A 24,247-nucleotide genomic window follows, 5' to 3' on the forward strand; every position below is an offset into this window, starting at 1 on the left:
GTCATCCCCATAGCGTGAGTGTTGCAAGGTGCGTATCGGCGCCCGCGTCGACGCCCACGACCACCATCAGCTTCGATGGCAGGCCGTAGCGCAGAAACGTGAAGCCGACCACGCTGCCCAGGTCAAGCGTGCCGAGTTGCGACAGGTCGATGTCGACCGACAGCAGCATCCGGCGGCTGAACAGCGCGAGCCGTCGGTTCGCTTCGGCCAGCGCGTCTGATGCGTTGATGAGCACTGTGTCGAACGTCTGCGTTGTTGCGGAGGGCCATGCGGTCTGCACTGCTACGCTCGTCGCCACCTGGCTCCGCGACGCCTGGGAGATCCACGTGCGCCGGTCGACGGTCACGCTGCCGGCCGGCTGGTTCTGCACGGTGTAGTTTTTCGCGTAGTTGATCGTCACCTGATAGGCTGGGATGCCAGCTTCCTTGATGTTCACCTGCTCGAGCACGACATCATCGAAGGTTGCGACGGGCGAGCCGGTCGGCGCAGTCACGCGACCCATGCGCAACACGCCGAAGCGGTCGAACGAGTAGTACGCGCCGATGCTGACCGCGATGGCATCCATCAGCGACTGACTCGTGACCTGGCCGTCAGCCCAGACGCCGCACGGCGCCGAGGTCAGCGCGTTGAGCGCCGTCACATCTGCGGCGCTGATGTCGGCCGAAATGAAGCCCGCATCGAGTGCGATCTGCTGCAGGATGCCGGCTGGCCCGGTTGTGCCGCTCGTTGCATCGCACGTAACCTGCGACGCGGGGCTTGCGCCGAGCCGGAAATAGCCCTGAAAGCGCCGGTAATGGCCTGACGCGGGCTGCGTCGATTGCAGCGTCGCAAGGTCGGGATAGTCCGCATCCTGCGTGAGCAAGACGCCGTTGTCATAGACCGCGGTGATCAAGCAGTTCGCCTGATCGGACGCCTGATAGATCAGGTTCGATGTATTGACACATTTCGGCGCGATGTTCAGCACCGAGCCATAGACTCGCGGCTTGTACTGGCCCGCGAGGTCGTTGGCCGTTCCGTCGATGCCGTTCGGCAGCACATTGGTGCCGCCGTACGTCGGGCGCTGCTGCGTGAGCGTGAGCTTTTGCAGGCGATCATTGACCACCAGGCTAAGCGTCGTCGTGTTGCTGACCTTCACATCGCTCAGCGTGCCCGATGCTGTTACCGTCCATGCGCCGAACGGCGTGCCGAGCGTGCCGACGCGCATCGTGAACGGCCGGCCGTCGAATGCATAGTCGGTGAGCAGGTAATCGATGCCGCCGTCACTGTTCTCGAGAACAATGTCGCCGGGCGTCGATTGCGATGCGCCGAAGCTCGCCTGTGCAGTATTAAAAAGGGACCGCGCAAAGTGCGGAGGAGCACTCAGGCGCGGCTCGTAATAGGCGTTGGCCGGCGTGTCGGACGGCAGCGTCATAAACCCATCGTCGGAGAAACGAAGGGTCTGCAACGTGCCGTCCGACAGCCGGTAGCCAGTCGCATCAATGGCTATCGTCACTTGATTTTGCTCGTGTGGTTGGCGGTGCGCGATGCCGCATCGACAGCGTTTTGCAGATGCCGCGACTGCTTGCTCAGCTCCGACTTGCTCTCCCCGTGCTGCTGGTCTGCCTGCTGCAAACGGGCGACGCCTACAGCAACGAGCTGCTCCTTCATCCGCGCCATCTCTGCGCGTATCGCCTTGACCTCATTGATGAGCGCAGCGTTATCGCTATTGCCGAAGCGCGACCAGTCACCGCTCAACATCCGCGACAACTTCTGATTGTTCGTCGACGTCACCACCGCCTCGCCCTTGTGGAGCTCGGCGCGGTATCCGTCGAACGGCACGCTATCCAGACCGCCGGCGTGTGAGCCGTTGACCACATTCCAGCCATACGTGCCGTCCGCGCCGAGCGTCATGCCCAGTGCAGCTTTTGCGGCATCAGAAACTCCTGACATCGACGATTGCCAGTCGCCAACCGAATAGCCGCCCATCGGCCCATACGGATTTGCGGCGCTGTACGGGATCAGGCCATTAATGGCCGTCGCCTGCACTTGCGCCGCGTTGAGGTTGCCGCCCGCCGCACCACCATACGTATTGGCCGCCGCAGACGCTGTGCCGCCCGCCGCAAAGTACGTCTTCAGCGCATCAGCAAGCGATTGAGTCGTCTGGTTCAGGTTCAAAATCCCCTGCACCATCTGATTCGTCGCATTGAGCTGCTGCTGCGCTGCGCTCAGCTGCTGCTGCGCCACCGCGATGTTCGCGCTGAGCGCCTGCTGGACCTCGTTGTAGTCGTCGACATACGCCTGCGAACTTGCGTTGTATGCCTGCGACGCAGTGAGAAAGTCCTGAGCGATCTGTGGCAAATTGCTTTTGGCCGGGGCGTCACCAGCGGCCGCGCTCGCCGACGTCGTTTCGAACAACTGTTTTTCGGCGAGGTATTTGTCCTGTGGCGAGAGCGTCGACAACGACCCTAGCGACAACGACTGTTTCAGGCTCGTCAGCGAACTGATGAACTGGTTGATCGAGTCGATATTCGCCTGAATCGCCTTCGACTGCGTGTCGTAGGCGGTCTGAACATCGCCAAGCGCCGTTTGCAGGTTCTGTGCCGCCGCCTGCTGCGCCGCCTGCGTGGCCTGATCCGCGGCCGACGTTACCTGCGCAAAGGACGGTGCAAGCGCAAGCAATGCGTTTTGCAGATCCTTGGCCGGCTGCGACGACGTGTCCATGTGCTCGACCAGCGTCTGGAAATCGGCGTTTGTCTTCGGCATGGCAACGCCCAGCGCGTTGAACTGGTCCTGCAACTGCTTCGTGTTCATCGCCAGCTGCTGCGTCGGCGTGTAGACCGCGCTGAAGTATTGATTCCAAAGCGCCTGCTGCGCATCGGCGGCCTGCTTCATTGCCTGCGTGTACTGGTCGAAAGCCGGTGCCAGCGCCATGAGAGCGGCAAACGTGTTCTGCCCTGCCGTCGTCGTGAGGTCGAGCGACGTAACCACGGCGCGGAATGCATCTTTCGATTTGGGCAACGCCAGCCCCAGCGACGCAAAAGTCTGCGTCATCTGGCTTTGCGCCTGCGCAAGCTGCTCCGAGTTGCTGTAATACGCCTTGACGTAGGCGGACACCTCCGAATTGAAATTGTCGATGCCGCCAGCCGCTGCGATGAGGTTCAGGCGAACTTGCGTGCCGGCAATGCCCACCGCACCGAACGCCTGCGTCATCGTCTTGCCGAGCAAATCAGCAAGCGTGTTCGTCGACGTGAACACGCCAGTAAGTCGGACGGCGGTTTGCGTGAGCGTCTCTCCGGTCTGCTGGTATTGTTCAAGCGGAATGATCGCGTCGACCAGGCCATTTGACAGGTCCGTTAGCGACTTCGTGACGTTCGTCTGGTCGCGCCAGTCGTTGCGGATGCTGTAATTAAACGCCGACAACTTGCCCTGCAGGCCATCAATGCCGCCGATGGCACCGGAAAGCTGATTGATCACCGCAACCGTGCCCACGACAGTGCCGTTGATGAGGTCGAGCTGATCTTGCGTCGCAGGCGTATTGACAGTGCCGTGAGCGTCGCTACGAAAAAAGCCGCCCTTCGCGGTCCAGTCCGTGAAGTCCTGCCCCTGGAAACCGTTGGCCACCGTCACGTTGCCATCGACGCCAGCGCTGTCTACTGTCGGATCTTTGCGACCGAACAGGCGTGAAATCGTCGACGCGCCGGTCAGGATATTTGCGATACCCGACGGAATGCCGATTGCCTTTGCCAGATCATACGAGGCCATGGTTGCGGAGCCGAGCACTTTGCCGGCGCCGCTCATCGAGCCGTTGTCGGGATTCCATCCCTGCCCCATCAACTTCGCGTCAGCCGCCATGCCGGCCAAGATCCAGCCGACGACAGGAACCCATCCGAAAGACGATGCTGCGCCGGTCAATCCAGCGCCCGCGCCGAAGCTGGACGTACCGCTAGCCCCCACTCCTTCAGCAGCGGCAATCCCCGCCGTAGATGACGCCACCTCGCCGCCGATTCCTGCGCCGAGACCACTGCTGCCAAACCCGCCGGCAAGGGTGCCTCCGATCGCAGACGCCGCACCAGAGGTCATTGACGCCGTTTCGCCAAGGCCAAGATAGCCCTGAAGCATCCCATAGCCCTTCGTGAGCGCGCTGTATCCAGTCGACAGGTTGTTCATGCCGCCGAGCGCGCTCGATGCCATGCCGTTGTTTTGCAGAATCTGAGCCTGAATATCGCTGCCGCCAGCAATACCAGCAATCTGCGCAATCACGCTGATCACCATCGGCTTCGCAAACGCCTTATACAGCTCGTTCACGACCGTCGTCTCGAACGTGTTCTTCAGCGAATCCGTGAAGCTCGCCCAACCCTTCGCACCGTCGCCCAGCATTTGCAGGAAGCCGTTATGGAAGTCCGTGCCGATGCCGTCGATCGTGCCCTGCCACGTCTTAACCAGATCGTCCTGCTGTTTCTGGAATTGCTTCTTGTCGTCGAGCGCAGCCTGATCGGTGGCGACTCCGCGCAGAGTTGCGGCAAGCTCCTTCTCTTTGTTGATTCTGGCGTCGATAACCGTCGTATCCGCCATGTCGTCGTTCCGGAGCCGCTCGGCACGACCGGCTTCCATCGTGGCGACTGCCTCGTCGGCGCGCGCGACATTCAGCTGGTCAAGCGCGGTTTTCGTCATGCCGAACGTATCGATCTGGTCCTGGAGCGACTGGTCCTGATTGTCGGCAGCGGTGATCTGCTTGTCGATCGAGTCGAGGAAAGCCTTGTTTGCCTTGTCCAGGGCCTCCTGTTCCTTGCCCGCCGAGTCAGCGATACCCAGCATCCCGCTCTCGATCGCCGCCGCTGACTTCGCGTGCAGATCATCGATCTGCTTCTGGAGCGTCGCGTGCTGCGCCGCGGTGAGCTTGTGGTTGGTCAGCCCCCTGGCGAGGATGGCCGCCTCGTCGTCAAACGCTTTCGCCCGATCGGACGCCGCCTTTACGAGGTTCTCGCGCGACTGCGTGTAATAGGCGTTTTCGCTGATCCCGCCGCTCTTGTACAGCGCATCGAGCTGCGTCTGGGCGCTCCTGACGTAGGAAAGCTCCTGATCGAGCGAGTCCTTGATCGCCTGCACTTCGCCCTGCAGTTGTGTCCTGTCGACCAGGCCGGCGCTGCGCGACGAACCCGTCTTTTTGTCCTTGTACTTGTCGTTGATCTTCTGCTCGTCGGCAATCTGCTGATCAGGACCGAGGCCGAGCGGCGTCGCAATGGTATCCATGTACGTCTGGATCTCCTTCGCGCGCTTTTCCGCTGGCGTAGCAAACTGCGCGTTCCATGTATCGTACGCACGCTTTCCATCGATGAGCTGTTGCTGCTGGCGGTCATTTCGCGCCTTGTCCTCTGCCGTCTTCACGGCGGCCTGATAGGCGGCAACTGCCTTTTGCAGCTCAACCTCGTCATCAGGGGTCCACGACGCGCCAATGCCAGCGTTCGCGCGCTGCTTCGCTGATTGCCAGAACTGCATGTTTTGCGCAGGACTCTCTGACCCGAACTTCCCGACAGCCTCGATGGCTCCGTTGATCATGTTCCTGATTTCGCGCCAGCCGGAGAGAATGACGCCCTCATTCCTGGCGATCTCCTGGGTGCGGGCATCCATTGACGTCGAGAATGCTTCAACTGCGACCTGGGCGGCGCCGGTCGCGTCGCCCTGCTTCACCAGGGCCTCGATCTGATCGTAGGTCGAGGCGGTCAGGTAGTGGTACGTATCGTTAAGCTTGACCGATGCCTTAACCGGGTCTTCCGCAAGCTTCGTGAACTCGTCGACCATCTGCTTGACCGACATGCTGGTGTACGTCGCTACATCGGCGGTGGTCCGCCCGAGATTCGAGATCTCTTCGCCGGTCAGCTTGCCGGTCGCGGCGAGTTGCGTGACGGCATCGGCCGCAGTATTGAAACTAGCCCCACCAGCAGTAGCGGCCTGCGCCATCGAACGCAGCCCGTCCACCGTGGTGCCGGCATAGTTCCCGGTCAGCACCAGAGCCTCGTTCATCGCATCGTTCTGACGCGCGACCATCACCATCGCGGCGCCTGCCGCAACAATCGGTACGGCAATGGCCGCGATGGCCAGAGCCGTGCCCGACGTGAGGGCCCCCAGCAGATCCATGCGCTCGGCGAGCACCATCGCGCTTTGATCGAACCGACCGAAGTTGCCGTTGGCGAGATCATTGGCGAGGCGCAGGATTTCCGTGCGCGCACCGGCCGTCCCCAGACCGAAATGACTCATCCCGGCGCCAGCGGTCTCCGCCGCGCCTGCGATTTCGCTCAGGGCGGTCCGGTTCGTGCCGATGTCGGCAAGCGCTTTTTTGTAGTCTGCGGACGAAACCGATCCGGACCTGAACGCCCGCTCGAGCTGCGCCTGCTGGTCTGCCAGACGCCGAAGCTCGACCACGGCCTGATCCGCCTTGATTCCGCCGAGCGCCTGCTGATACTGCTCCGTCGTCACCTGACCCGACTTGTAAGCATCGTCGAGCAGCGCCTGATCCGCAGCGAGCTTGCGCGTCGCCGCGCCAAGCGGATCATATTTGGCGGTCAGCGCATTGAGCGCCTGGAGCCGCTTGTCCTCGTCTTTCCCGAGCGCCGCGAGCGCCGCATCGTATTCCTGCATCGAGAGCTTGCCGGTCGCCATCGCGCGATCGAGCCGGGAGTACTGGTCTCCGAGCGTGGCGAATGTCGCATTGCCCTGTGCCATGGTCGTGCGCAGCGCCTGCATCTCGTCGTTCATCAGCACCGTCGCACGCTGGGTGTCGATCATCGCCTGCGTCTGTGCAGCCACGTTAGCGCGGACCTGATCAGCCGACGCACCGAGCGCCCCCATGCCATCAGCGGCACTCTGCGATGCGGACGCAACCTGCTGCAACCCTTGCTGGGCTTCCAGTGACCGCGCGATCATATCCTTGATACGGGCGGTCGCCTGGTCCTCCGACTCGGCGAGCGCCGCCGCGCCGGCCGACGCACGCGCCATTGACGCGCCGAGATCGTCATTGGCCGCCGACATGTCGCCGACGCTTTTCCTGTAGGAACCCATCGCCCGCGTGACCGCGCGCTCGATGTCGTTGCCCATCTTGAGCGCGGCCTGGCTGCTGCGATCTGCGCCCAGCTCGAATTCGGCATAGTCGAGCGAAACCTTGGCGATCAGGGAACCGAGAGAGGGCATGGGCGTGAGATGTAAAAAAGCCCGCGTGCAGCGGGCGTTGGACAACTATCAGGGAGATTGCTGCGCTTCTTCGCGCGCACGGATCACGTCGAGTGCTTCGCCCTCCATCAGCCGAAGCCAGGGGAACAGCTTGACGCGCTTTTTGGAACTGAAGCCCATCAGGCGCAGCGCTGACTCAACCAGCGCGTAATCGAGACCGAGCGTCTGAGGTGGTCCCATCGGGCCCGCCAGGTACCGCCACTGCCCCGACAGCGCGACGAAGGTCTCAAAGACCTCCCAGTTCTCCCGCCATACATAGCAATGCTCAGCTGAACACTGCGCGCGCGCCGCATCGACCGCCTCACGCGGCGCGCCCGCCGCCTCAAGCGCGGCGACCACTGATTCATCGGCAGCGAAATCATCGGGCTTATCGCCAGCCCAATGACGCGCCACCCCGATCAGTTTTTTTCGCGTGCCACCACGATGCTTTCCCAGAAGCCCTTGACCAGCGCGAACGACGCGGCGGGAATCTGCAGCAGAGCATCGAAGTTCTCTTCGTTGAATGCGATCGCCGCGCCGTCGTCATCGGTCACGCCCGACCAGCCGGTGATGACTTCCTGCAGCACTTCCTTGCCGGTCTTGCCGCGCAGATCTTCCAGCCTGTCGTTCGAGCAGCGCCTGAAAGTGACCTTGAAGTCATGCTTTTCCACCTTGCCGTTTTCTCCGACGAGCTGGACTTCGATCTTCTGCTGGTAGGTTTCCGATTGAGCGAGTTTGAATGCCATCCCTGAAATTCCCTTTAACTGGTGAGCAGCCCGCAGCGCGGGCGTGAACAGTGTGTGAAGCCGGCGCGGGACCGCGCCGCGCTGGTTTACTTGACGGTGATGACAATTTCGTCGTTGCCGGTCACCGGCACGAACGTCAGGTTCAGGCCCAGCATGGCGGTGCCGTTCTGGTCGCTGTACGCCGGGTTCGTCGCCTGCACTGCAGGACCATCGATCTGGATGATGTTGCCGGCGGTCTTGCCGTGTGTGATCGTGAGCGGACCCGTGACGGCATCGCGCACTGCAGCCCACCAGTCTTTCGTTGCGACCGAGTCAAGCTGGATCGTCGCGCTGCCCGCCGGCTTGCGATCGGTGATGTCGACGGATTCCTGCTTAACCAGATTCCGGTAATTGACCGAGTTGGCGACGTCGATCGACAGCGCCTGCAGCGGCGAACTTGCCCCCTGGAAAGACCAGTTCGGCGTGTTCGCCTTGTTGACGACGAGCGGCTTCTGGAAATGCGTGTAATCGACGCCCGCCGGCATCGCCTGATCGACAACGTCGCTATACAGCCCCGTGAACTTAAACTTCATCACAGGGATGCTCTTTGCCGTCATGTCGAACGCAACTGTGCCGCGGCCCGACGTCAACTTATGGAACAAACCGTCCAGGTAGTAGTACAGCGTGACGGTCGGCAGGTTGTCGGAGATCGGCTCGTACTTGACGTTATCGCCTGCGGTGATCGTCTCGGAAAATCCGCACGCCTGAATCAGTGCACCCCACGCGGGTGCCGTGCCCGCCGCACCAGCGCCGGCGAGCTCGATCTCGAAGTCAAGCTGGCCGTGGATGGCGGTGGGCAACTGCTCGCTATTGCCGAGGTACGGGCGCATGACATCGCGGCTGGCAAACTCGGCGGTCGGCGTGTAGGTGCAGTTGCGCGCGAGAATCGCGTTCAATGCTGCGGTCGGGACTGCATCCGTGCCGACGACCGTCTCGATGACCGCCAGAATCAGGGTCTTGCGTGTGAGTTTAGACATGAGGATCCTCAAATAAAAAAGCCCGCTGGTGCGGGCGCATAAGCGGGCTAATGCTCGGTTTCAAAAACGGCGAGTTCGCAGCTTCGGCATGATCAGGTACGCGTACACCGCAGCGTTCCCTTCGTACTGGCTGTCTCCCTCCGATTCGATGATGATGAAATCGTCCATCTGCTCGAAGGTGGCGACGATCTGATCGCGCAGCACGCCAATCGCATCGGTATCGCGATCGAGAATCGCCACTGTGACGGTGTGCAGGTCGTAGCCACCGCCCAGCACCCAGCCATCCTCTTCCTCGGTGTGCACCGAATAAACGATTGACGGCCACGTCGGGTTTTGCGGCAATTCGACGTTGTAGGTGTTCGGCAGAATTGCGCTCAGCGCGGCATAGACATCTTCTTTCAGACTCATGCCGCACCGTCTGCAATAAACTTCGCGACTCGCGCGTTCATCGCGGCAAGCGCGTCGTCCGACTTGCGCTCGAACGCGGGCCCAATGAAACCCATTGGCTGGATGCCCGGGTTGCGCACCTTCATGGCAAAGACTGCCTTGCCGTCGGACTCGAAAGCCAGCTTGCGTGCCTTCGGTGCCGACTGGTCGTGCGCCTTCGTACCGAATTCCAGGTACCACCAGTAGAACGGATCATCGACATAGGCCTTGCGGATACTGCCGTCCGCGCGCACTGAAAACTCGACCTTAGCCTTGCTTCCGAGCGCGCGGCCGTGCCGCACACCGAGGTTGTATTGCGCAACGCCCGGCGGCGGATTGCTCTCACGCTTCACTGCGATGTTGTTGATCAGCGCGCCGGTGAGCCTCAAACCCTTGGACGCAGCGATCGCTATCGCCTCCCGCTTGATCACATTTGCACCAGCGAGACATGCAGAGAACGCGACCTTTTTCTGAATATCGTCTTTCAGGGATGCAATCTTCGAGCTGAGCGCACTCAGCCCGGCAATGCTGTTGGGATTCGCCATCACGCTCCATCCTTTGCGCCGCTCTCGCAGGTGATAACCATTCGGTCGTGCGCATCGAGCACATCGTTTATGTGGACGATGCCGTAATAGCTGCCTTTGAAAGACACGCGCATCGTCCCGTCGATGTCCGTGCGCTGACGGATCGTGAACTCGGTACGGGCGACCGACACAATGCCGCCGTACTTTCCGGTCGCATCCTTTTCGACGCCGGAGAGGTGGCGAACACCAGCCCAGACAGTCGCAACTGCGACCCACGCCTGTGCCGCCAGTCCCCCGGTGTGGTTCCTCGCGGCGCCCGGCTGTTCGATCAAGATCCTGCGATTGAGGGTGCCCGCTTTCATTCAGAACCTCGGCGGAACGGTAATGGGAGCGAGAAGCGCGTCCGCGAAGCCGGACGGCATCTCCTCAATCGCCTGCCGCCCCAGCGCAAGCGCGAAAAGCTCGCGCTGGTCGTAGGCCCATCCCGCGGCAAGCAGCATCCACGAACGAACAGTCGGGAAGTGGGTGAGATCGGCGCCTGCCTGATATGTAATCGTCACCGCCGACGCCTTCGGCCATGGGGTTGTGCCGATGGGCGCCAGACGCGTCTCGCGCCCCTCCTGGATGACCTCATACAGCGACGGATCGAGCACCACCGTGCCGCCCGACGCTGAACGCCACGTGACACTGTCAACGGCGGTGACCTGACCGATCGACAACGGGAAATCACCCGCGGGGAATGCCGGAAGCCGCTCCGTGTATCGCGCCTTTCGAATGGCGGCGCCAGTCTTCGTTTCGGCCGCCTGCCGGGCGCCAGGTATCACTACCGACACGACGAAATCGCGTTCGTCTTCGCCGTCGATCCGGGCTTGCGCCGCGACATCTTCAAAGCTGAGCGGCTCGGCGGCGTCAAGGTACTCAACGAGAACAGCGGCCATCCCGGTTACCCCTTGCCGGCAGCCGGCTTCGACGCGTCGCTCCTGGCGGCCGCTTTCGCCTCTTTGGCGTCTTGCGCCTCCGGAATGTGCTCCTCAGCGATGCCCGCGTCGATCAGCCGTTGGGCGTGCGCTTCACCAAATCCGGTGATGTCGCCCGGCGTATACTCCCGGTGGTGGCGCCTGATTTTGACCAGCTTCATGCTTTTGCTCCGACGAACGGCCCGCCTGAACGAGCACGGGCCAGATGATCACGATTGATCGCTTACGCGCCCCAGGTCACGCCAGTCAGCACAGCAATCGACTCGACGTGGCGCGGGCCGAAGTCGTTTTTCGCGATCACGCGAATAAGCGTCTGGTCGCGCTGGAATGCGCTCACGACATTGCCTTCGCTGTCCTTGTAGGTCGCCTCCTTGCTGTAGTCGATCTCGAGCGTTTCTTCCTCGCCGATGAACAGATCGCCGAAGTCCGCGAAATAGATTTCCGACTCATTGGTGCCGACGCCCAGCTTGATCGGCACCTGCGTGGTCTTGCCGACCGGGTAGCCCTTCAGCATTCCGCTGTCGAGTTCCGGGTAGACCTTGTTGCCGTTTCCGTCGCGCATCCCCGACAGGTAGCGGAAGACACGCGGCGCCATGATCCAGCCCGGAGTCGTCAGATTGGCATCCGCGTTTTCGAGCGCGAGAATGGCCTTGTTCAGGTCAGTCTCGACCTTCTGCAGCGTCAACCCATCGCTTGCGGGGATGAGGTTGCCGGCCAGCGCCCAGAAGCGCAGGCCCTTCGGCGTATTGGCCGTGCCGTCATCGCGGATGAACGCCTTGTCCTCGCGCGCACCGATGGCACCAGTCAGGTCGGCGATCACGATCTGATCGACGTTCGGGTTCACGCCGGCATATTTGAGCAGGTCGTTCGCGATCGGCACCAGCGCAGCGAGCTTCTTCGCCGTCAGTTGCAGATCATCGAACTGCTGTTCCGTCGCGGGCATATCGGTGTCTGCCCCGATATAACCAACGACCGCGCCACCCTTCAGGCGCGGAATGGTGACGTTGCCGTTCGAGATCGGCAAAGTGCGGGCGCCGAGCTTGCGCACCACCGATTTCGGGCGCAGCAGCTCGATCACCTCGCTCGACAGGTTCGCCGGCACCAGAATGCCGCCCGCACTCGACGTGAGCGTGTTCAACGACATGGCGACTTCCTCCCCGAAACCGCGCTCGATGGCGAGCTTCGAGGCGAGCTGCGCATCGCCACGCGCGGCAGCCAGCGCACGGACCATGCGAGCCATCTTCGCGCCCTTTACCTCCGGCGCCTTCGGTTGAGCCGGAATGCTCGGGGCAGCGGGCGCCGCGATGGCGGCCGGCGTCGGGTCCACGGCGACAGCAGCGGCAGCAGCCATGCGCTCGGCGGCCTCGGCACGCTCGATCTGAGCCGTGATGTCGGTGAATTTCGCACTCAGATTCGTGAATTCTGTGTGCTGCTCGGCCGATAGCGCAGCGCCGCCGGCCTCAATAGCGGCAAGCGCCTGGACCTGCTGGTTGATATTGGCGCGTTCGCGGCGAAGTTCATTGATGTTCAAGGTGATCTCCAATAAAAAGCCGCCCGAAGGCGGCGGTACTCGACTGAGACGCGAACGCGCTCAAGTTCGAATCGGGGTGGGTCAGTAGGTGGTCCGCATGTTCATCGCTGCAGCCTGGGCGGTCACGCTTTTGCGGGACGCCATCTTCGACTGGCGATCTGCCCGGGATGCACGAACCTCCGAAGCGATCCGATTGACTGCCGCTTGTGGCGTCTCGACGCTATCGGCAAGCCCCGCGTCCACGCCCTGCCTGCCGAAGAAGATGCCCGCCTGGGTGTCCCTGACCGCCTGCGTGCTCAGGCCGCGGAAGTTCGCGATCGCATCGACGAACTGCTGGTAGCTGTTCTGGACCATGCCGGTGAGGAACTGCAGCGACTGGTCGGTAAGCGGCGCGTGCGGCGTCAGGTCGTTCTTGTGGTCGCCGGCATAGACTGACGTGACCTTGACCCCCTGCTGCTCGTCCCGTTTCGAGACGTCAAGGTGGTTCGCGATCACGCCGATCGAGCCCACACCCGAAGTCTGGCTGACGATCACGTTCGACGCGGCGGCCGCGATGAGATAGCCGCCCGAGAAAGCCGAGAAGTTGACGATGGCCGTGATGGGTTTCATCTGCGCGGCCGCGCGGATGTCGTTAGCGAGCTCAAATGCGCCGGTCGCGCTGCCACCGTTGCTGTCAATGTCAAGGATGATGTGCTCGACCGCGGGATCTGCGGCAGCCTGATTCACCGAAGAGCGCAGGCCCTCGTAGCTCGTCATCGGTTCACACGGATTCATGTGCGCCGAGCGCGACACAAGGATGCCCGATACGGGGATGATGTCCAGACCCGTATCCGCTACCACGGCTCGACGCCGGTCTGCCGCTGTCGCCATCTGCGCGCCCCCGGCGTAGTCGTCGTCCTCCATGATCTTCGGCTCGGCGCCGTGCACGGACAGGTTGACGATGTTCAGGTGCAGGGCCTGATTGGCCCATTGCACGGCCAGCGACATCATCTGGTCGCTGACAAGCTGCGGCTGGTTGAAGATCAGGCTCGCGAGTCTGAGGTGAGGTTTCACGAAAGGATCCTTTGAATGTCTTCGACTGCGAGTTTGGTCGGCCCGCTCCCAGTAGTGGGCACCGGAATCGGCTTTGACGCGTCCACCATGTTGAGAGGACTCAGATACACGTCGCCACCCTTGACCGGCGGCATGTTTTCCAGACGCCGGATGTCATTGATCGACAGCCAGCCCCACTGCCGCCCCACTGCGTAGGCCGCATAGCGTGATGCCTGATCACCGCGCAGCAGGCCCGCCACGTTGTACTCAATAAAATACTGTTTGCGCTCCGACGGCAGCAGCAGATCCCGCGTTTTCGCCTGCTCGTGGCGCTTGATCCACGGCAGCAGCGTGTAGATGACGAACTGGATTTCCTGGTGTTCGATGTTGCTGAACGTTGCGCGCTCCAGCTCATTGACCATGTGAGCCGGAATCTTGTAGATGCGCGCGATGTCGATGGTCGACAGCCGTAGCGCCTCGATGAGGGCCGCATCCACATTGGTCATCGACAAAGGCTTGAACGTCATCCCTTCCTGCAGGAACGCCACTTTTTTCGCGTTCCCTGACCCGCCGAACTTGGCCGCCCACGCATCCGTGATCTTGTCGATCGATGCCTGGTCCTTGATCGGCGTACCGGGCCGCTCGATGACGCCGGACAGGGCTGTGCCGTTCATGAACGACTTCCCGGCGTACTGCTGGATGGCCTGCGCATGACCGATGGCATTCGCGTGCAACATGACCGGCGAGAGCCCCGTGTATCCGTTGATCGACATCCAGCGCACGTGATGCACCAGCCGTTGCGGCATGGGATCCGACCCATACACGCGATACACGGGCATCAGGTCAGAGCCCTTCATGACCGTCACGGCCTCGTGGTCTAGCGGATACAGCCCCTGCACTACCCCGGACGAGTCGCGGTCGATAAAACTGTAGCTGTTGCCGCGCAAGCCGACGGCGATCTGTGCCTGCTCCTGATACTCAAACGGGGTCTGCCACGGATTAGGCTGATACTTCAGGATCGTGTACAACGGATGGTCGACAGCAGGAACGCGATCCTCGCCCGAGCGCTCATAGATCTCGATTGGCAGTTGCGCGATGCTTTCGGCCAGCAGCGAGACGCAGTTCTGCAGCACTGTCAGGGAGAGCGCAGAAGCCGCGGTGACGACCTGCCCGGCATCAGACCGGGCACTGCCCATCAGTGCGGACACCCAGCCGGACGAGCCCATCTGGGTTATCGCGAGGCTGGACAGGAGCTGCTTGCTGAAGAACATGACTTATTTCTCTTGCGGCGCGCTGACCACGCCCAGCGCGATGCGCGCTGCCGCACGGTCCGCCAGATAGGCCCAGCACAGCAGCAATACGCCCGCGACGATCAGTCCGGCGGGTACGCTGATTAGGGCCACGCCCGCCACCAGCAGGGCGAAGCCGAGCAGGCCGACAATCCAGGCCGAGATACCGATCAAATTCAAATTCCCACCCCCTGGTCGTAAATTGAGCCGGCATTGAGCTCCGACAGCATCGCTCTGCCGATCGCCATGATCAGTGCTACCGCACCATCAATCTTGTTGTCGTTGCCCTGCTTGATCGGGCGCACGACATCGTCGTTGCCCGGCAGGTTTTTGCCGACCACGTTGCTCACGCACCACGTCATGATCGGGTTTCCGTCGTGATGGAACCGCCCTGACGTAACCGCGGCCTCAAGTTCCTTCATCGGATCGGACATGTTCGTGTAGTTCTGAACGATGGTGACCGGCGTCAGCCCCTCGTCCTCAAGGTGATGCGCGAGGTTCGTTGCGCCGTGCGGGTCCATCGGGACGCACTGCACCGGGCACACCCGGTTCGCCTCGGTCGCCTCGTGCTGGATGTCGCGATAATCGATCTCGGCGCCCGCCGTTTCGAGCAGGCACCCCTGATTCACCCACTTCTGGTACCGCTCAGCCATCCGGCGGTTTTCGGTGTTCTTCACCGTGTCTTCGGGAACCCAGAAACGCGGGGCGACGCTGTAGTAATTGCGCCGGCCGTCGATGTCGCGCCAGAAGAGCCGCGCCATGCTGTTCAGGTCGAGCTTGCGCGCGAGGTCGAGCGCAAGAATGCAGTCCTGCCCCTCGAACTGCTCGAGGGTGAGCGTCAGATCCTCGCAGCTGCGCCAGTCTTCGAGGTTGAAATAGCCGGTTTTGGCCGATGTCCACACGTTCAGATGCTTGGTTTTGAACGTGTTCGTGAAGCGCGCGGAGTTGATTGCGCGCTTCTGCTGGCTCTCCAGATAGTCCTGATAGACCGAAATCCCGATGTTCGGGTTGGCCTTCGCGAGCACGCGAGGATCGGTCCACTCGTCGCCCTCGTCGATCGTCCAGATCCAGCCGAAAAGCTCATCATCGGGTACCGTGCCTTCCAGCATTTCGATGACCTGACGCCGCTTGTCGTAGCACGGCCCTTCGATGTTCGCGCCGGCGGTCGTGATGATGAACATCAGCGGTTGCCGCCGTGCGCCCATACCCGTCAGCATGGTCTCGTAGAGCGCCGAGCTGTCATGCTCGTGATACTCGTCGACGATCGCGCAGGACGGCGACGAACCGTCGCCCGGGTTGCCGATCAGCGGCTCAAACCGACTGCCGTCGGCGGGCTTGTTCAGGTTCGATGCGTTCACTTCGATCCCTGCCGCATCAATGAGCAACGGCGAGCGCTTCACCATCAGACGCGCGGGCCGGAAAACCTCCCACGCCTGCTTCTCGGTGGTCGCACCGGCGTACACCTCCGCGCCAAACTCGTCATCCATCAGGAACATGCCGAGGCCGACGCCGGCCGCGATGACCGATTTACCGTTCTTTCGGGGCACTTCCCAGTAGCTTTCACGGAAGCGGCGCTTGCCGGTGCGCTTGTTCAGCCACCCGAAAGTGACCATCAGGCCGAATATCTGCCACGGCTCGAGCGTCACGAGCTGGCGCTTGAAGCCCCACTCGCCCTTCACGTGCGGCATCAGCTCGATCAGCGCGATCTTGCGTTCGGCCGCCGCTGCATCGAATTTCCACCTGAATTCTTTCTTCCGGCTCGCCGCGATGTCGTCGAGGTGCCGCTGACAGGCGAGCACCACGAGGCGACCGGCGGGCTTCTTGCCGCGCACGACGTCACGCGCGAACTGGAGCCCTCGCTCCACCCGCGAAATTGTTGTCGCCATCAGGTCTAGCCGCCGAGCAATGCGGCAAAAGGATTGCCGCTGTCTTTTTTCTTGCCGCCAGTCATGCTCTGCCGGCTGGATGGGTCAAGGCCGAGCAGTGAACCGAGCGTGGCCATTTGCCGGACCGCCTCGTTCGCTACGGTTGCAGCGGGATTTTTCATCGGGCCGCCCTGCGCGCCGGCAACCACGATTCCGTTCTTCCCTATGTCGTCCTCCGCGAGCCGCAATCGGGAATACGCCATGCAAAACGCTTCGAGGTTATGCAGATCCGTGACCTGCATGATTTTGTTCGCACACAACGCTGGCGCCACCCGGTCCCACATTTCGGCCGCGTGGCCTCTGATCCAGACGGGGCACTCAATATTGGTTGCGAGACCAAAGTCCGGCTCGTCTTTGTTTAACGCCCGCTTGCCGGGGTTGCCGGCCAGTTCCTTTATGGCCGTTGGCTTGGCGCGGCGCCCGGAGCGACCCTTGACACCGGCCATTTTCTTCTCCGTTTGCAATCATTTTTCGCCAATCTGGCGTTGTAACTATTACGCGTTGCGATCGCCCCGAGGCCGCAAACCCGATTTTCATTTTTCGCGGTCGTAAAAATCAAACCAAACACGCGGTCCTAAAGCCGATCGACCACAGGGATTGCCTACCCCCACCCTTGCAAAAAGTTCGCACCGCGCAGCGCCCGCACGGCCCTCCAGCGTACGCCGCGACCCGGTCACGACCCTTGGGCGGGCCGACCGGCCACAGCGCTTTTGCGCCGCTCCGTCGCGGTCTTCGCCTTGTGGCATTCGATGCAGATCGTCTGCAGGTTCGAGTGGTCGTCAGAGCCGCCGCGCGCCTTCGCTGCGACGTGGTCAACATGCGTGCCGCGCGCGACGCGCCCCGCGCGCAGGCATGGCTGGCACAGGCCAGCGTCGCGCTGCAGGATCTGCTTGCGGAGTTTGTCCCAGGCCGTGCCGTATCCACGCTGATGGCGATTGCCCCGCTCCCGATCTGCCTTCCAGTTTGTTGCCTCGCTCGCGTGAGCGGCACAGTAGCTCGAACCACCCGGAACAAGCGCCGCGCATCCGCGATGCTTGCACGGGCGCAGCGGGCGACCGGGCATGGTTACTGAACGACAACGCGCATTGCGCGATTGGTCTTTGCCTCCAGCTTCGCCTGATCTGGCGCATAGCCACGGAGAACGCAGCAGCTCACGGGCGCGCGCAAGTATGGCTTGAGCCACCATGCTAATGTCACGCGCGGCTTGAACCGTGTTTGCGCCATTTAAAGCTTAGGCGACCGACGTGAAGTCGACGTAGAACTTGTCGCCCACCTTGAACTTGCCCCACAGTTCCGGGTTCGCGATATTGATTGACAGATTCGCGCCCGGCGACCACTTCGCGAACGTGTTGTCTTCGTCGAGGCCGTCATCGCCATAGGGCGTCGACTTGCACACAGCATGCATGGTCAGCGTCTCCATCGACTTTTCCGGAGTCTTGCCGGAGGTCGGATCGACCCAGCCCATATGTTCCTGCACGAAACCTACCTGCAACTTCGCTCGCATCGTCGTCATCACTGGCCTTAAGGATCTTGAATTTGATACCGCAAATGAAAAAGCCCGCTCGGCTTTCGCGTTGCGGGCTTTCTGTTCGCACCATTGGTACGGTATATGAAAACGCAGTTTATGCGGGTGTTTCCCGCACGTCAAGCATTGCTTACTAGCATGCCGATTTCATCGAGCCGTTCGCTGAATGCCGTCATGCCGTTCTTCTCCAACTCACGGATGCATTTACGGATCGCCGTGATGTGACGCTCGGCTGCGTTCTTCGAAATCCCCAGGTGCTTTGCTGTTTCCTGTGGGCTCACCTTCTCGCCGAAGTACTTCATGATCACGGCAACGCGGAACTCCTTGACCGGCGGCACGGGCGTCAGCGTAAGTGCGACATGATCCGCAAGCTGATTCACTGCTTCCTCAAACACCGGGTTGAGCTTCCAGCCGCGGCAGCACGAACGACGGCAATCGCATCGCTCGCTGCGCACGATTCTGCCCGTGACGAGCGCGGCGAGCTGCCAGTAGTCAATTCGCTGCAGTTCGGCGAACACCATGCCAGCCTGGCCCGCGCCATCCAGACCGATCAGCCCGCGCCCACTGCCGTGCACGCCGCGCTGCAGCATCTTTGCCATGGGTGACATGGCGTATTGCTGGCTGGAGTAGTTGCAAGCGAAGACGACGGCCTCCTGTGCGCTCCTGAAGATGCCTTCGTGTCGGCTGGTTTCCATGTCGATCCTTTGTTCTTGATTTTGTGTATGCGCTCGATGGCTGGCTGCGGCCGTCACATGACCACTGTGAAGTGAATTCCCCAATGCATCAGCCAGTCCACCAGCACGCCGCGCAGCTCGGCGCCGCGGGGAAACGGGAATTCGATCTGGATGCGGCTGTCGCTGAGAACTTCGATGTGACCGCACAGCGGGCAGCCCGGGAAGGCAATGACCTTGGCGCCGGTGAGGCTGTCGACGTGCTGGCTGCTCGATGCCGTCAACGCGTCAGGTACGTCGGCGTATTGGATGTAGGCGTGTGCACTCATTGATTGGGCATCTCGTGCGGTGTAGTCTTCACTTTCGGTTGGCAAATCCAATAGACATTAGGTGCCCGATAGATTGCATCCCAAGCCAGTTGCTCGATTTGTTTGGATCGAGAAAGTGTCAAAAGCGTTTTTAAATGCGGCAAAAGATTGAATAGGAAAAATTCAATGCGTGAACTTTTCGTAGCTGTCAGGTTTGATCCCTCGATAAGACACCTCATTATGCAAATCGAAAGTAGCCCGGCAGTCATGCGTCTGAATACTGGTCCAGGCGAACCCGAGCTTTTGCTTATTAGGTGCGAACAAGTCATAAGCACGGGGTACGGCTTCCTGCAACTCGTGCCACATAAACCACAACGCGGGCGGGGTAACCGTGATGAGATGAACTGGTTTGCATTGCCGCCGAGCGTTGTGGCTTGGGTCGCAGAGTCTCCTCCGTCCACATTTAGCTTCGGCGAGGAGGACGGCAGAACGAAAGGCACTTGATTCACGACTGCCCCCTAACGTCCCATTCCAGATCACCACTGGCGAGAAACGCCGCCAGCGTCTTTCGGTTGTGGTTCACCACTACCTCCACCGGATACGTTCCGTCCGGGTTCCACAGATCCAGCAGTTTTTGCGTACGGTACTTTTCAGGCAAATCGACGTCGGCACGGATATATGTCGCGCCAGCCTTGCCGTGCGAGAACCTCTTTTCCGGCCCGTGTATCCGCACAACGACGCACTCAAATATTTCGTAGTCTTCCTTCCACCGCCTGCCCAGCCACGTCGATGGCAGACGGAGTCTCACGATCAGTCTCAAGCCGCCTCCTGAATTTCCAGTCCCAACTTGCTCGCGCGCATCGGCTCCCAGCGCGCAAACGCCATGTTCCAGAGCGCCCGCTTGTGCTCGCGCAGAAAGCGTTTGCCCTGGTCGTATTCGTGGTGACACGTCGGGCATGCCGGCACGGTGAAATAGTCGGCAGTCTTCAGCCCCATGCCCTTCCCTTCGTTGCGATGCGCCGGCGCGCTTTTCTGCGGGTCACTCGTACACACACCCGCGATGCGCAGGTAGCAAGGTTCCTCGCGGCACGCATCGCGCATACGCTTGTCGTCGCCGGCCTTCGGCTTGCGAGGTTTGCGCTTGATGCCCGCGCGCATCATGGTTTGCGTAGTGCGGTCGAGCTGCGCCTTGAATACGCCCGGCTCTTTGCGCTTGAAGCCGGTCCGCGCGAGCGACGTCTTGCGCGGCATTGGTGCCGAGCGCTTCAAACAGCCTCCGATTCCAGCAGCTCGACCACCGCACCTTGCGAGAGCACAGGGAATTCGCCGGCGAGACCGATCACGTGGGCGGCCTGAAATACTCGTAGCCCGAGATCGCGCGCGAGGTTGTGCTCGATCGACGCGCCGCGTGACTCGTTCCAGCGCGGCAGCAGCGCGACCCCGTCACAGTCGACAAGCTGCTTGATGTCAGCGCGCATGCATGCGAGCCAGCCCGCGTTCGCATCGGCGTTGATCTCGGCAGGATTGACAATTTCAAAGCCAAGGCCGCGGAGCCGGGCCGTCTCTGCATGGAATCGCGGGAAATTGAGTTCCGGATAGCCGCTCATCGGGCCTGCGAGATAAAGTTTCATGCGGCCACCCGTCCGGTCGCGACCATTGCATGCATAACGGCGAACAGGGTGTCATTGCTCTGCACACGCGTCGCAAGCCTGTCCTTCCTGGCTAGATAGCGCGGATTCGGCCGATAGTCCGCGCTACGCGGGAACGGCTTGCCAGTCAGCTCATAGAGCGAGCGATAGCGCGATTCGCTCCCCTTCACGTGGCCGCTTTCCTTCAATACGCGCAGCTTCTTCTTGACGCTCTCGTACGTGAAGCCGGTCGCAGTGCATATCTCGTCATTGGTCGAATTGGGATTGAGCGCCAGAAATTCGCAGATCTCGCGCTGCTGTTTGCTCATGGTCGTGTATGCCATCTACTTGATCTCCTTCACCGTGATGCCGTGCTTGTCCAGCATCTGCTTGCGCTTCTGGATGTAGGTCCGGTTCTTTCGTGTCGCTTCAGACTTGACGTCTTCGACCACGAGCTTTCCGTCGCGGAGGTAGGTGAAATCCGCGACGTATGTCGATTTGCGTTCCCATGTGCCATCGTCGCGCTGCTTGCGCTCGGTTAGCACGAACGGGACTTGCAACCGCAGATCGCCGATGAGCCCGGCGGCCTGCTGCTGGATCAGAAGGAACCAATGCGACCGCTCTCGCTGGCTGTCGAATTTGATGCCTTCGTGCTCGCACTTCGTGTTGCGGTACTTCGACGGCTTCTTCGCGGCGAGCGTCACCGGGTGCTGCTTGATCAGCGCCGGTGCAAACGGATCGTTATCGTCGACGTCGTCCAACGCGTTCGTCTGCGGCGGGTTGCCGGTCTTTTCATAGATCCGGCGTTGGGCAGTCGTCATGATCGGCCGCGCGTCGTCGCGCACACGTGCGGTACCGACGGTCGTCGTGCCCGCCGGGACAACCATCGGCCAGGGTGCTCGCTTCGTCACGCGGCCTCCGTGTTGCCGTTCTTGTCGCGGGGGATGTCGTTGAAGTAGCCGTACAGGGCGTCGTATTGCTCATCGCCGAAGCGCGCCGCGTCGCGCAGCATGTCTTCCATCCATTCGCCCGGGCCAGCCGCCTTGACGACGCGCGCCTTGAAACGCATGAAGACCTCACCGTCCTTCTGGGTCACGCCGAGCTGCTTGGCGCGCTCAGCGACGCCAGCGTTCGACTTGTGCCAATCGGCAGGAACTGCCGCGCCCGTGCCGCCGACGACCGCCATCGGCTGAGCCTTCACCGGGAACAGACCGGTCCAGCCGCGCAGCACCGCTTCTTCGACGCTAACCTCGGGGCTTTGGCCTGCAGCCGCCAGCATTTCGAGCTTCTTGATTGATACGCGGGCCGCCGGCCGGGTCCAGGGTGCGTCCTTGGCTTTCGCCTCGCGGTGTTCGCACCACATGTCCCACACGGCGAACGGAATCGTGCCGGGCAATTCGATGTTCAGGAGTTCCGCATGCAACGCAACTCGCGGCGCACGCCGCGCAGGTTGGTGGTTCTCTGATGGTTCTTCTGGTGGTTCATGGTGAATCGGGTGCAACCCATTGCACCCTTTTGCGAAACCCGTTGCACCCTTTACGCCGTCCGTTGCACCCTTTTCTGTCGTCCGTTGCACCCTTTTTTTGGGTGCAATCGTTGCACCCTTTGGGCCAGAAGAAATGGGTGCAATCTCTGCACCGTTTATCCAGTCGGGGCTGATCCGGTATTCGCAGGATCGACCACGGCCACCGCCGGCGTTCGCGACCAGAATCAGCCATCCGCTCTTCACCATGTTCTGGATCTGGTACTGAACCGCGCGCGGCGACCGACGTGTCTTTTCCGCCATCGTGTCGATGCTCGGGAAGATGTGTTCGCCGTTGTCGTCGCAAAAGTCCGCCAGCTTCAGCGCAAGCAGCAGCTCATGATCCTCGCCGGGGTAGCGATCCCAGACCATCGTCTGGACCTTGATGCTCACGCATCCACCCCGGCGGGCAAGCCCAAGGTTTCGTTCTGGACGCCGGTCGCCGCGCACTTCTGCGTGCCGCGCACCTTGAGCGCCTCGTCGTCCAGCAGATCGCGCACGCGGCCGCACACGCTCGACAGGCGCAAGTTCGTGCGGTCCGCTATTTCCTGTCGCGTGAGCGTCAGGTGCGGGCTGTAAAACAGGTTGAGGATCATCTGCTTCTGCGTGCAGCGTTTCGTGCCGGTGACCGCGTCGTATCCGGCCAGTTGCGTATGTGTGGATCGCATCAGGACACCTTCCGGAGTTGTTCGGGTTTGACCGGTTCGCCGGTCGTCGAAAGAGCCGACTCGACGACGCGCAGAGTGCGTTGCTTGATGCGGATGTCGTCGACCAGGCTGCTATGAAGGCGCGGCAGCTCGCCGGGATCGATACCGTCGAGCAGATCGGCTGCGTCGGCTTCGGTCCGGTGGTTGGCGCGCATGATCGTTTGCACCAGCTCGTGCGCATTGAGCTCCGCCTTGGGGTCGTAATGGCGGGCGCGACTCACGCAATCAATCTGCGCGAGGATCTCGTTGAGCAGGTCGACCCTGCGCTGGATCGGCAGCGCGGCGAGAATCGAGTTTTCGAAGTTCGCCGGCATCAGGTTGTTGTCTTTCGACTCGTCGTCGAGCCAGCGCCAGATGCGATCAGCGTGGTTCTTCTGCGTCGAGTAGACGTCCGTGCTGCGATCGAAAACGATAACGCCGGACAGATGGCCGCCGATGCGCTCATGCGCTGCAACGATCTCAGCCGCGGCCGTCTCGCGACTCCAGCCATGCGACTTGCGCCAGGCTGCGACATGGTCGCGGATGATCTGGATTCGCGACTTGTGCGAATTGTCTCGCATGATCTGTCACCCGTTAGTGGCTATATTGGCTGCACGCGATGAGGACTACTAAGCCAACGCGTGCGACAGGGAGAGAAAAATGAAAATGACATCTACCGCTTACGCTACGGCAACCACTGCCGCGGACGGCGCCGCGATCACTTCGTTACTGCTGCTCGCGGCGCTGCAGCCTCTTTCAACGCCTCAAACGACTCCGTCAAAGCCTCGCGTACTGTCTTCAACTCATCGGGATGCCGTAGGCCGCGAACGACAATCGCGCACAGTGTCTCGCGGATCTGTTTCTGCTCGGATGCGTTAAGCGCCATTTCAGGCCGCCGGCAGCATGTAGGCCATGACGAAGCCCTTGCACGGCTCGTTGCGCACCGGCTGGTCGAAGAACACGCGCGACGACAGCGTTTCGACCGTCCCGCCCTTCGTCTCTTCGACATGGAATGCGGCCGGGTTCCCTGCGCGGATCTTCGCGATGACTGAATCGAGCGTGTCGCTCGTTGCGCGGCGAAGCATGTCTTGATGGTGCGGAAGATGCATGTGAACTCCTTGCGTAAAAAAATGGTGAGTGTCCGTGAACTGGCCAGAAAAGTGAGCCATCGCCCTGCTAGCGCGATCCATCTTTCGCAGGGACGCGGCCATGTCAGCAAGAATCGGCTGGAGTGCGGCCACCGACTGCGGCTCTCGCAT

At 61.5% G+C, this 24,247-nt stretch carries 29 protein-coding genes; all 29 read right to left on the reverse strand.

From position 1 onward, the window contains the following. Position 1: 1 nt before the first annotated feature. The 29 genes from ABQJ48_RS32910 to ABQJ48_RS33050 all read right to left on the reverse strand — a co-directional run bounded on the left by ABQJ48_RS32910 (position 2) and on the right by ABQJ48_RS33050 (position 24,097). Positions 2-1,492, reverse strand: coding sequence for a hypothetical protein (locus ABQJ48_RS32910; RefSeq protein WP_367842107.1), 1,491 nt, complete (start codon positions 1,490-1,492; stop codon positions 2-4). Beyond that, positions 1,489-7,164, reverse strand: coding sequence for a phage tail length tape measure family protein (locus ABQJ48_RS32915; RefSeq protein WP_367842108.1), 5,676 nt, complete (start codon positions 7,162-7,164; stop codon positions 1,489-1,491). The genes ABQJ48_RS32910 and ABQJ48_RS32915 overlap by 4 nt, the downstream gene beginning before the upstream one ends. Positions 7,165-7,212: 48 nt before the next feature. Next, positions 7,213-7,542 (reverse strand): DUF1799 domain-containing protein, encoded by a 330-nt coding sequence (locus ABQJ48_RS32920; RefSeq protein ID WP_367842109.1) that lies wholly within the window; start codon positions 7,540-7,542, stop codon positions 7,213-7,215. Positions 7,543-7,601: 59 nt separating this feature from the next. Next, positions 7,602-7,928, reverse strand: coding sequence for a phage tail assembly chaperone (locus tag ABQJ48_RS32925; protein ID WP_367842110.1), 327 nt, complete (start codon positions 7,926-7,928; stop codon positions 7,602-7,604). Between the two features lie 86 nt (positions 7,929-8,014). Further along, entirely contained in the window at positions 8,015-8,944 is a 930-nt protein-coding gene (locus ABQJ48_RS32930) for a phage tail tube protein (RefSeq protein WP_367842111.1), read from the reverse strand. Positions 8,945-9,004: 60 nt separating this feature from the next. Next, positions 9,005-9,352, reverse strand: a complete 348-nt coding sequence (locus tag ABQJ48_RS32935; RefSeq protein WP_367842112.1) for a hypothetical protein — start codon at positions 9,350-9,352, stop codon at positions 9,005-9,007. Next, a complete protein-coding gene (locus tag ABQJ48_RS32940) occupies positions 9,349-9,915 on the reverse strand; it encodes a hypothetical protein (protein ID WP_367842113.1) in 567 nt (188 codons plus the stop codon). Before ABQJ48_RS32940 ends, ABQJ48_RS32935 begins: the two co-directional genes overlap by 4 nt. Next, positions 9,915-10,256 carry a phage head closure protein gene (locus tag ABQJ48_RS32945; protein ID WP_367842114.1) on the reverse strand — a complete coding sequence of 114 codons (342 nt, stop codon included), beginning with the start codon at positions 10,254-10,256 and terminating at the stop codon, positions 9,915-9,917. Before ABQJ48_RS32945 ends, ABQJ48_RS32940 begins: the two co-directional genes overlap by 1 nt. Continuing rightward, positions 10,257-10,832 carry a head-tail connector protein gene (locus tag ABQJ48_RS32950; RefSeq protein WP_367842115.1) on the reverse strand — a complete coding sequence of 192 codons (576 nt, stop codon included), beginning with the start codon at positions 10,830-10,832 and terminating at the stop codon, positions 10,257-10,259. It abuts the gene before it with no gap. 5 nt (positions 10,833-10,837) lie between these two features. After that, positions 10,838-11,032, reverse strand: a complete 195-nt coding sequence (locus ABQJ48_RS32955) for a hypothetical protein (protein WP_367842116.1) — start codon at positions 11,030-11,032, stop codon at positions 10,838-10,840. 62 nt (positions 11,033-11,094) lie between these two features. Further along, complete coding sequence (locus ABQJ48_RS32960) at positions 11,095-12,402, reverse strand: phage major capsid protein (protein WP_367842117.1); 1,308 nt, start codon at positions 12,400-12,402, stop codon at positions 11,095-11,097. 81 nt (positions 12,403-12,483) lie between these two features. After that, complete coding sequence (locus ABQJ48_RS32965) at positions 12,484-13,455, reverse strand: S49 family peptidase (protein ID WP_367842118.1); 972 nt, start codon at positions 13,453-13,455, stop codon at positions 12,484-12,486. Continuing rightward, on the reverse strand, positions 13,452-14,705 hold the full coding sequence (locus ABQJ48_RS32970; RefSeq protein WP_367842119.1) for a phage portal protein: 1,254 nt from the start codon (positions 14,703-14,705) through the stop codon (positions 13,452-13,454). Before ABQJ48_RS32970 ends, ABQJ48_RS32965 begins: the two co-directional genes overlap by 4 nt. 3 nt (positions 14,706-14,708) lie before the next feature. Further along, positions 14,709-14,903 carry a hypothetical protein gene (locus ABQJ48_RS32975; RefSeq protein WP_367842120.1) on the reverse strand — a complete coding sequence of 65 codons (195 nt, stop codon included), beginning with the start codon at positions 14,901-14,903 and terminating at the stop codon, positions 14,709-14,711. Then, entirely contained in the window at positions 14,900-16,609 is a 1,710-nt protein-coding gene (locus ABQJ48_RS32980; protein WP_367842121.1) for a terminase large subunit, read from the reverse strand. Before ABQJ48_RS32980 ends, ABQJ48_RS32975 begins: the two co-directional genes overlap by 4 nt. 5 nt (positions 16,610-16,614) lie before the next feature. Next, a complete protein-coding gene (locus ABQJ48_RS32985; protein ID WP_367842122.1) occupies positions 16,615-17,094 on the reverse strand; it encodes a phage terminase small subunit P27 family in 480 nt (159 codons plus the stop codon). Between the two features lie 227 nt (positions 17,095-17,321). Beyond that, complete coding sequence (locus ABQJ48_RS32990; protein ID WP_473094225.1) at positions 17,322-17,711, reverse strand: HNH endonuclease; 390 nt, start codon at positions 17,709-17,711, stop codon at positions 17,322-17,324. A gap of 168 nt (positions 17,712-17,879) precedes the next feature. After that, entirely contained in the window at positions 17,880-18,152 is a 273-nt protein-coding gene (locus ABQJ48_RS32995) for a hypothetical protein (protein ID WP_367842124.1), read from the reverse strand. Between the two features lie 140 nt (positions 18,153-18,292). Further along, entirely contained in the window at positions 18,293-18,925 is a 633-nt protein-coding gene (locus ABQJ48_RS33000) for a sigma-70 RNA polymerase sigma factor region 4 domain-containing protein (RefSeq protein ID WP_367842125.1), read from the reverse strand. Further along, a complete protein-coding gene (locus ABQJ48_RS33005; RefSeq protein ID WP_367842126.1) occupies positions 18,922-19,173 on the reverse strand; it encodes a phage portal protein in 252 nt (83 codons plus the stop codon). Before ABQJ48_RS33005 ends, ABQJ48_RS33000 begins: the two co-directional genes overlap by 4 nt. 484 nt (positions 19,174-19,657) lie before the next feature. Then, positions 19,658-19,972 carry a hypothetical protein gene (locus ABQJ48_RS33010; RefSeq protein ID WP_367842127.1) on the reverse strand — a complete coding sequence of 105 codons (315 nt, stop codon included), beginning with the start codon at positions 19,970-19,972 and terminating at the stop codon, positions 19,658-19,660. After that, complete coding sequence (locus tag ABQJ48_RS33015) at positions 19,969-20,421, reverse strand: nuclease domain-containing protein (RefSeq protein ID WP_367842128.1); 453 nt, start codon at positions 20,419-20,421, stop codon at positions 19,969-19,971. The genes ABQJ48_RS33010 and ABQJ48_RS33015 overlap by 4 nt, the downstream gene beginning before the upstream one ends. Continuing rightward, positions 20,418-20,759: a DUF4406 domain-containing protein gene (locus ABQJ48_RS33020; protein WP_367842129.1), complete on the reverse strand. Its 342-nt coding sequence runs from the start codon at positions 20,757-20,759 to the stop codon at positions 20,418-20,420. The genes ABQJ48_RS33015 and ABQJ48_RS33020 overlap by 4 nt, the downstream gene beginning before the upstream one ends. Positions 20,760-20,779: 20 nt before the next feature. Further along, positions 20,780-21,124 carry a hypothetical protein gene (locus tag ABQJ48_RS33025; RefSeq protein ID WP_367842130.1) on the reverse strand — a complete coding sequence of 115 codons (345 nt, stop codon included), beginning with the start codon at positions 21,122-21,124 and terminating at the stop codon, positions 20,780-20,782. Then, positions 21,125-21,691: a DUF1064 domain-containing protein gene (locus ABQJ48_RS33030; protein WP_367842131.1), complete on the reverse strand. Its 567-nt coding sequence runs from the start codon at positions 21,689-21,691 to the stop codon at positions 21,125-21,127. Then, entirely contained in the window at positions 21,688-22,695 is a 1,008-nt protein-coding gene (locus ABQJ48_RS33035) for a helix-turn-helix domain-containing protein (protein ID WP_367842132.1), read from the reverse strand. Before ABQJ48_RS33035 ends, ABQJ48_RS33030 begins: the two co-directional genes overlap by 4 nt. Then, positions 22,692-22,970 carry a hypothetical protein gene (locus tag ABQJ48_RS33040; protein WP_367842133.1) on the reverse strand — a complete coding sequence of 93 codons (279 nt, stop codon included), beginning with the start codon at positions 22,968-22,970 and terminating at the stop codon, positions 22,692-22,694. The genes ABQJ48_RS33035 and ABQJ48_RS33040 overlap by 4 nt, the downstream gene beginning before the upstream one ends. Further along, on the reverse strand, positions 22,970-23,569 hold the full coding sequence (locus ABQJ48_RS33045) for a hypothetical protein (RefSeq protein ID WP_367842134.1): 600 nt from the start codon (positions 23,567-23,569) through the stop codon (positions 22,970-22,972). The genes ABQJ48_RS33040 and ABQJ48_RS33045 overlap by 1 nt, the downstream gene beginning before the upstream one ends. Positions 23,570-23,875: 306 nt before the next feature. Beyond that, positions 23,876-24,097, reverse strand: coding sequence for a hypothetical protein (locus ABQJ48_RS33050; protein WP_367842135.1), 222 nt, complete (start codon positions 24,095-24,097; stop codon positions 23,876-23,878). Between the last annotated feature and the right edge of the window lie 150 nt (positions 24,098-24,247).

It is taken from the genome of Paraburkholderia suaedae (genome assembly GCF_040812055.1).
Lineage (GTDB): Bacteria > Pseudomonadota > Gammaproteobacteria > Burkholderiales > Burkholderiaceae > Paraburkholderia.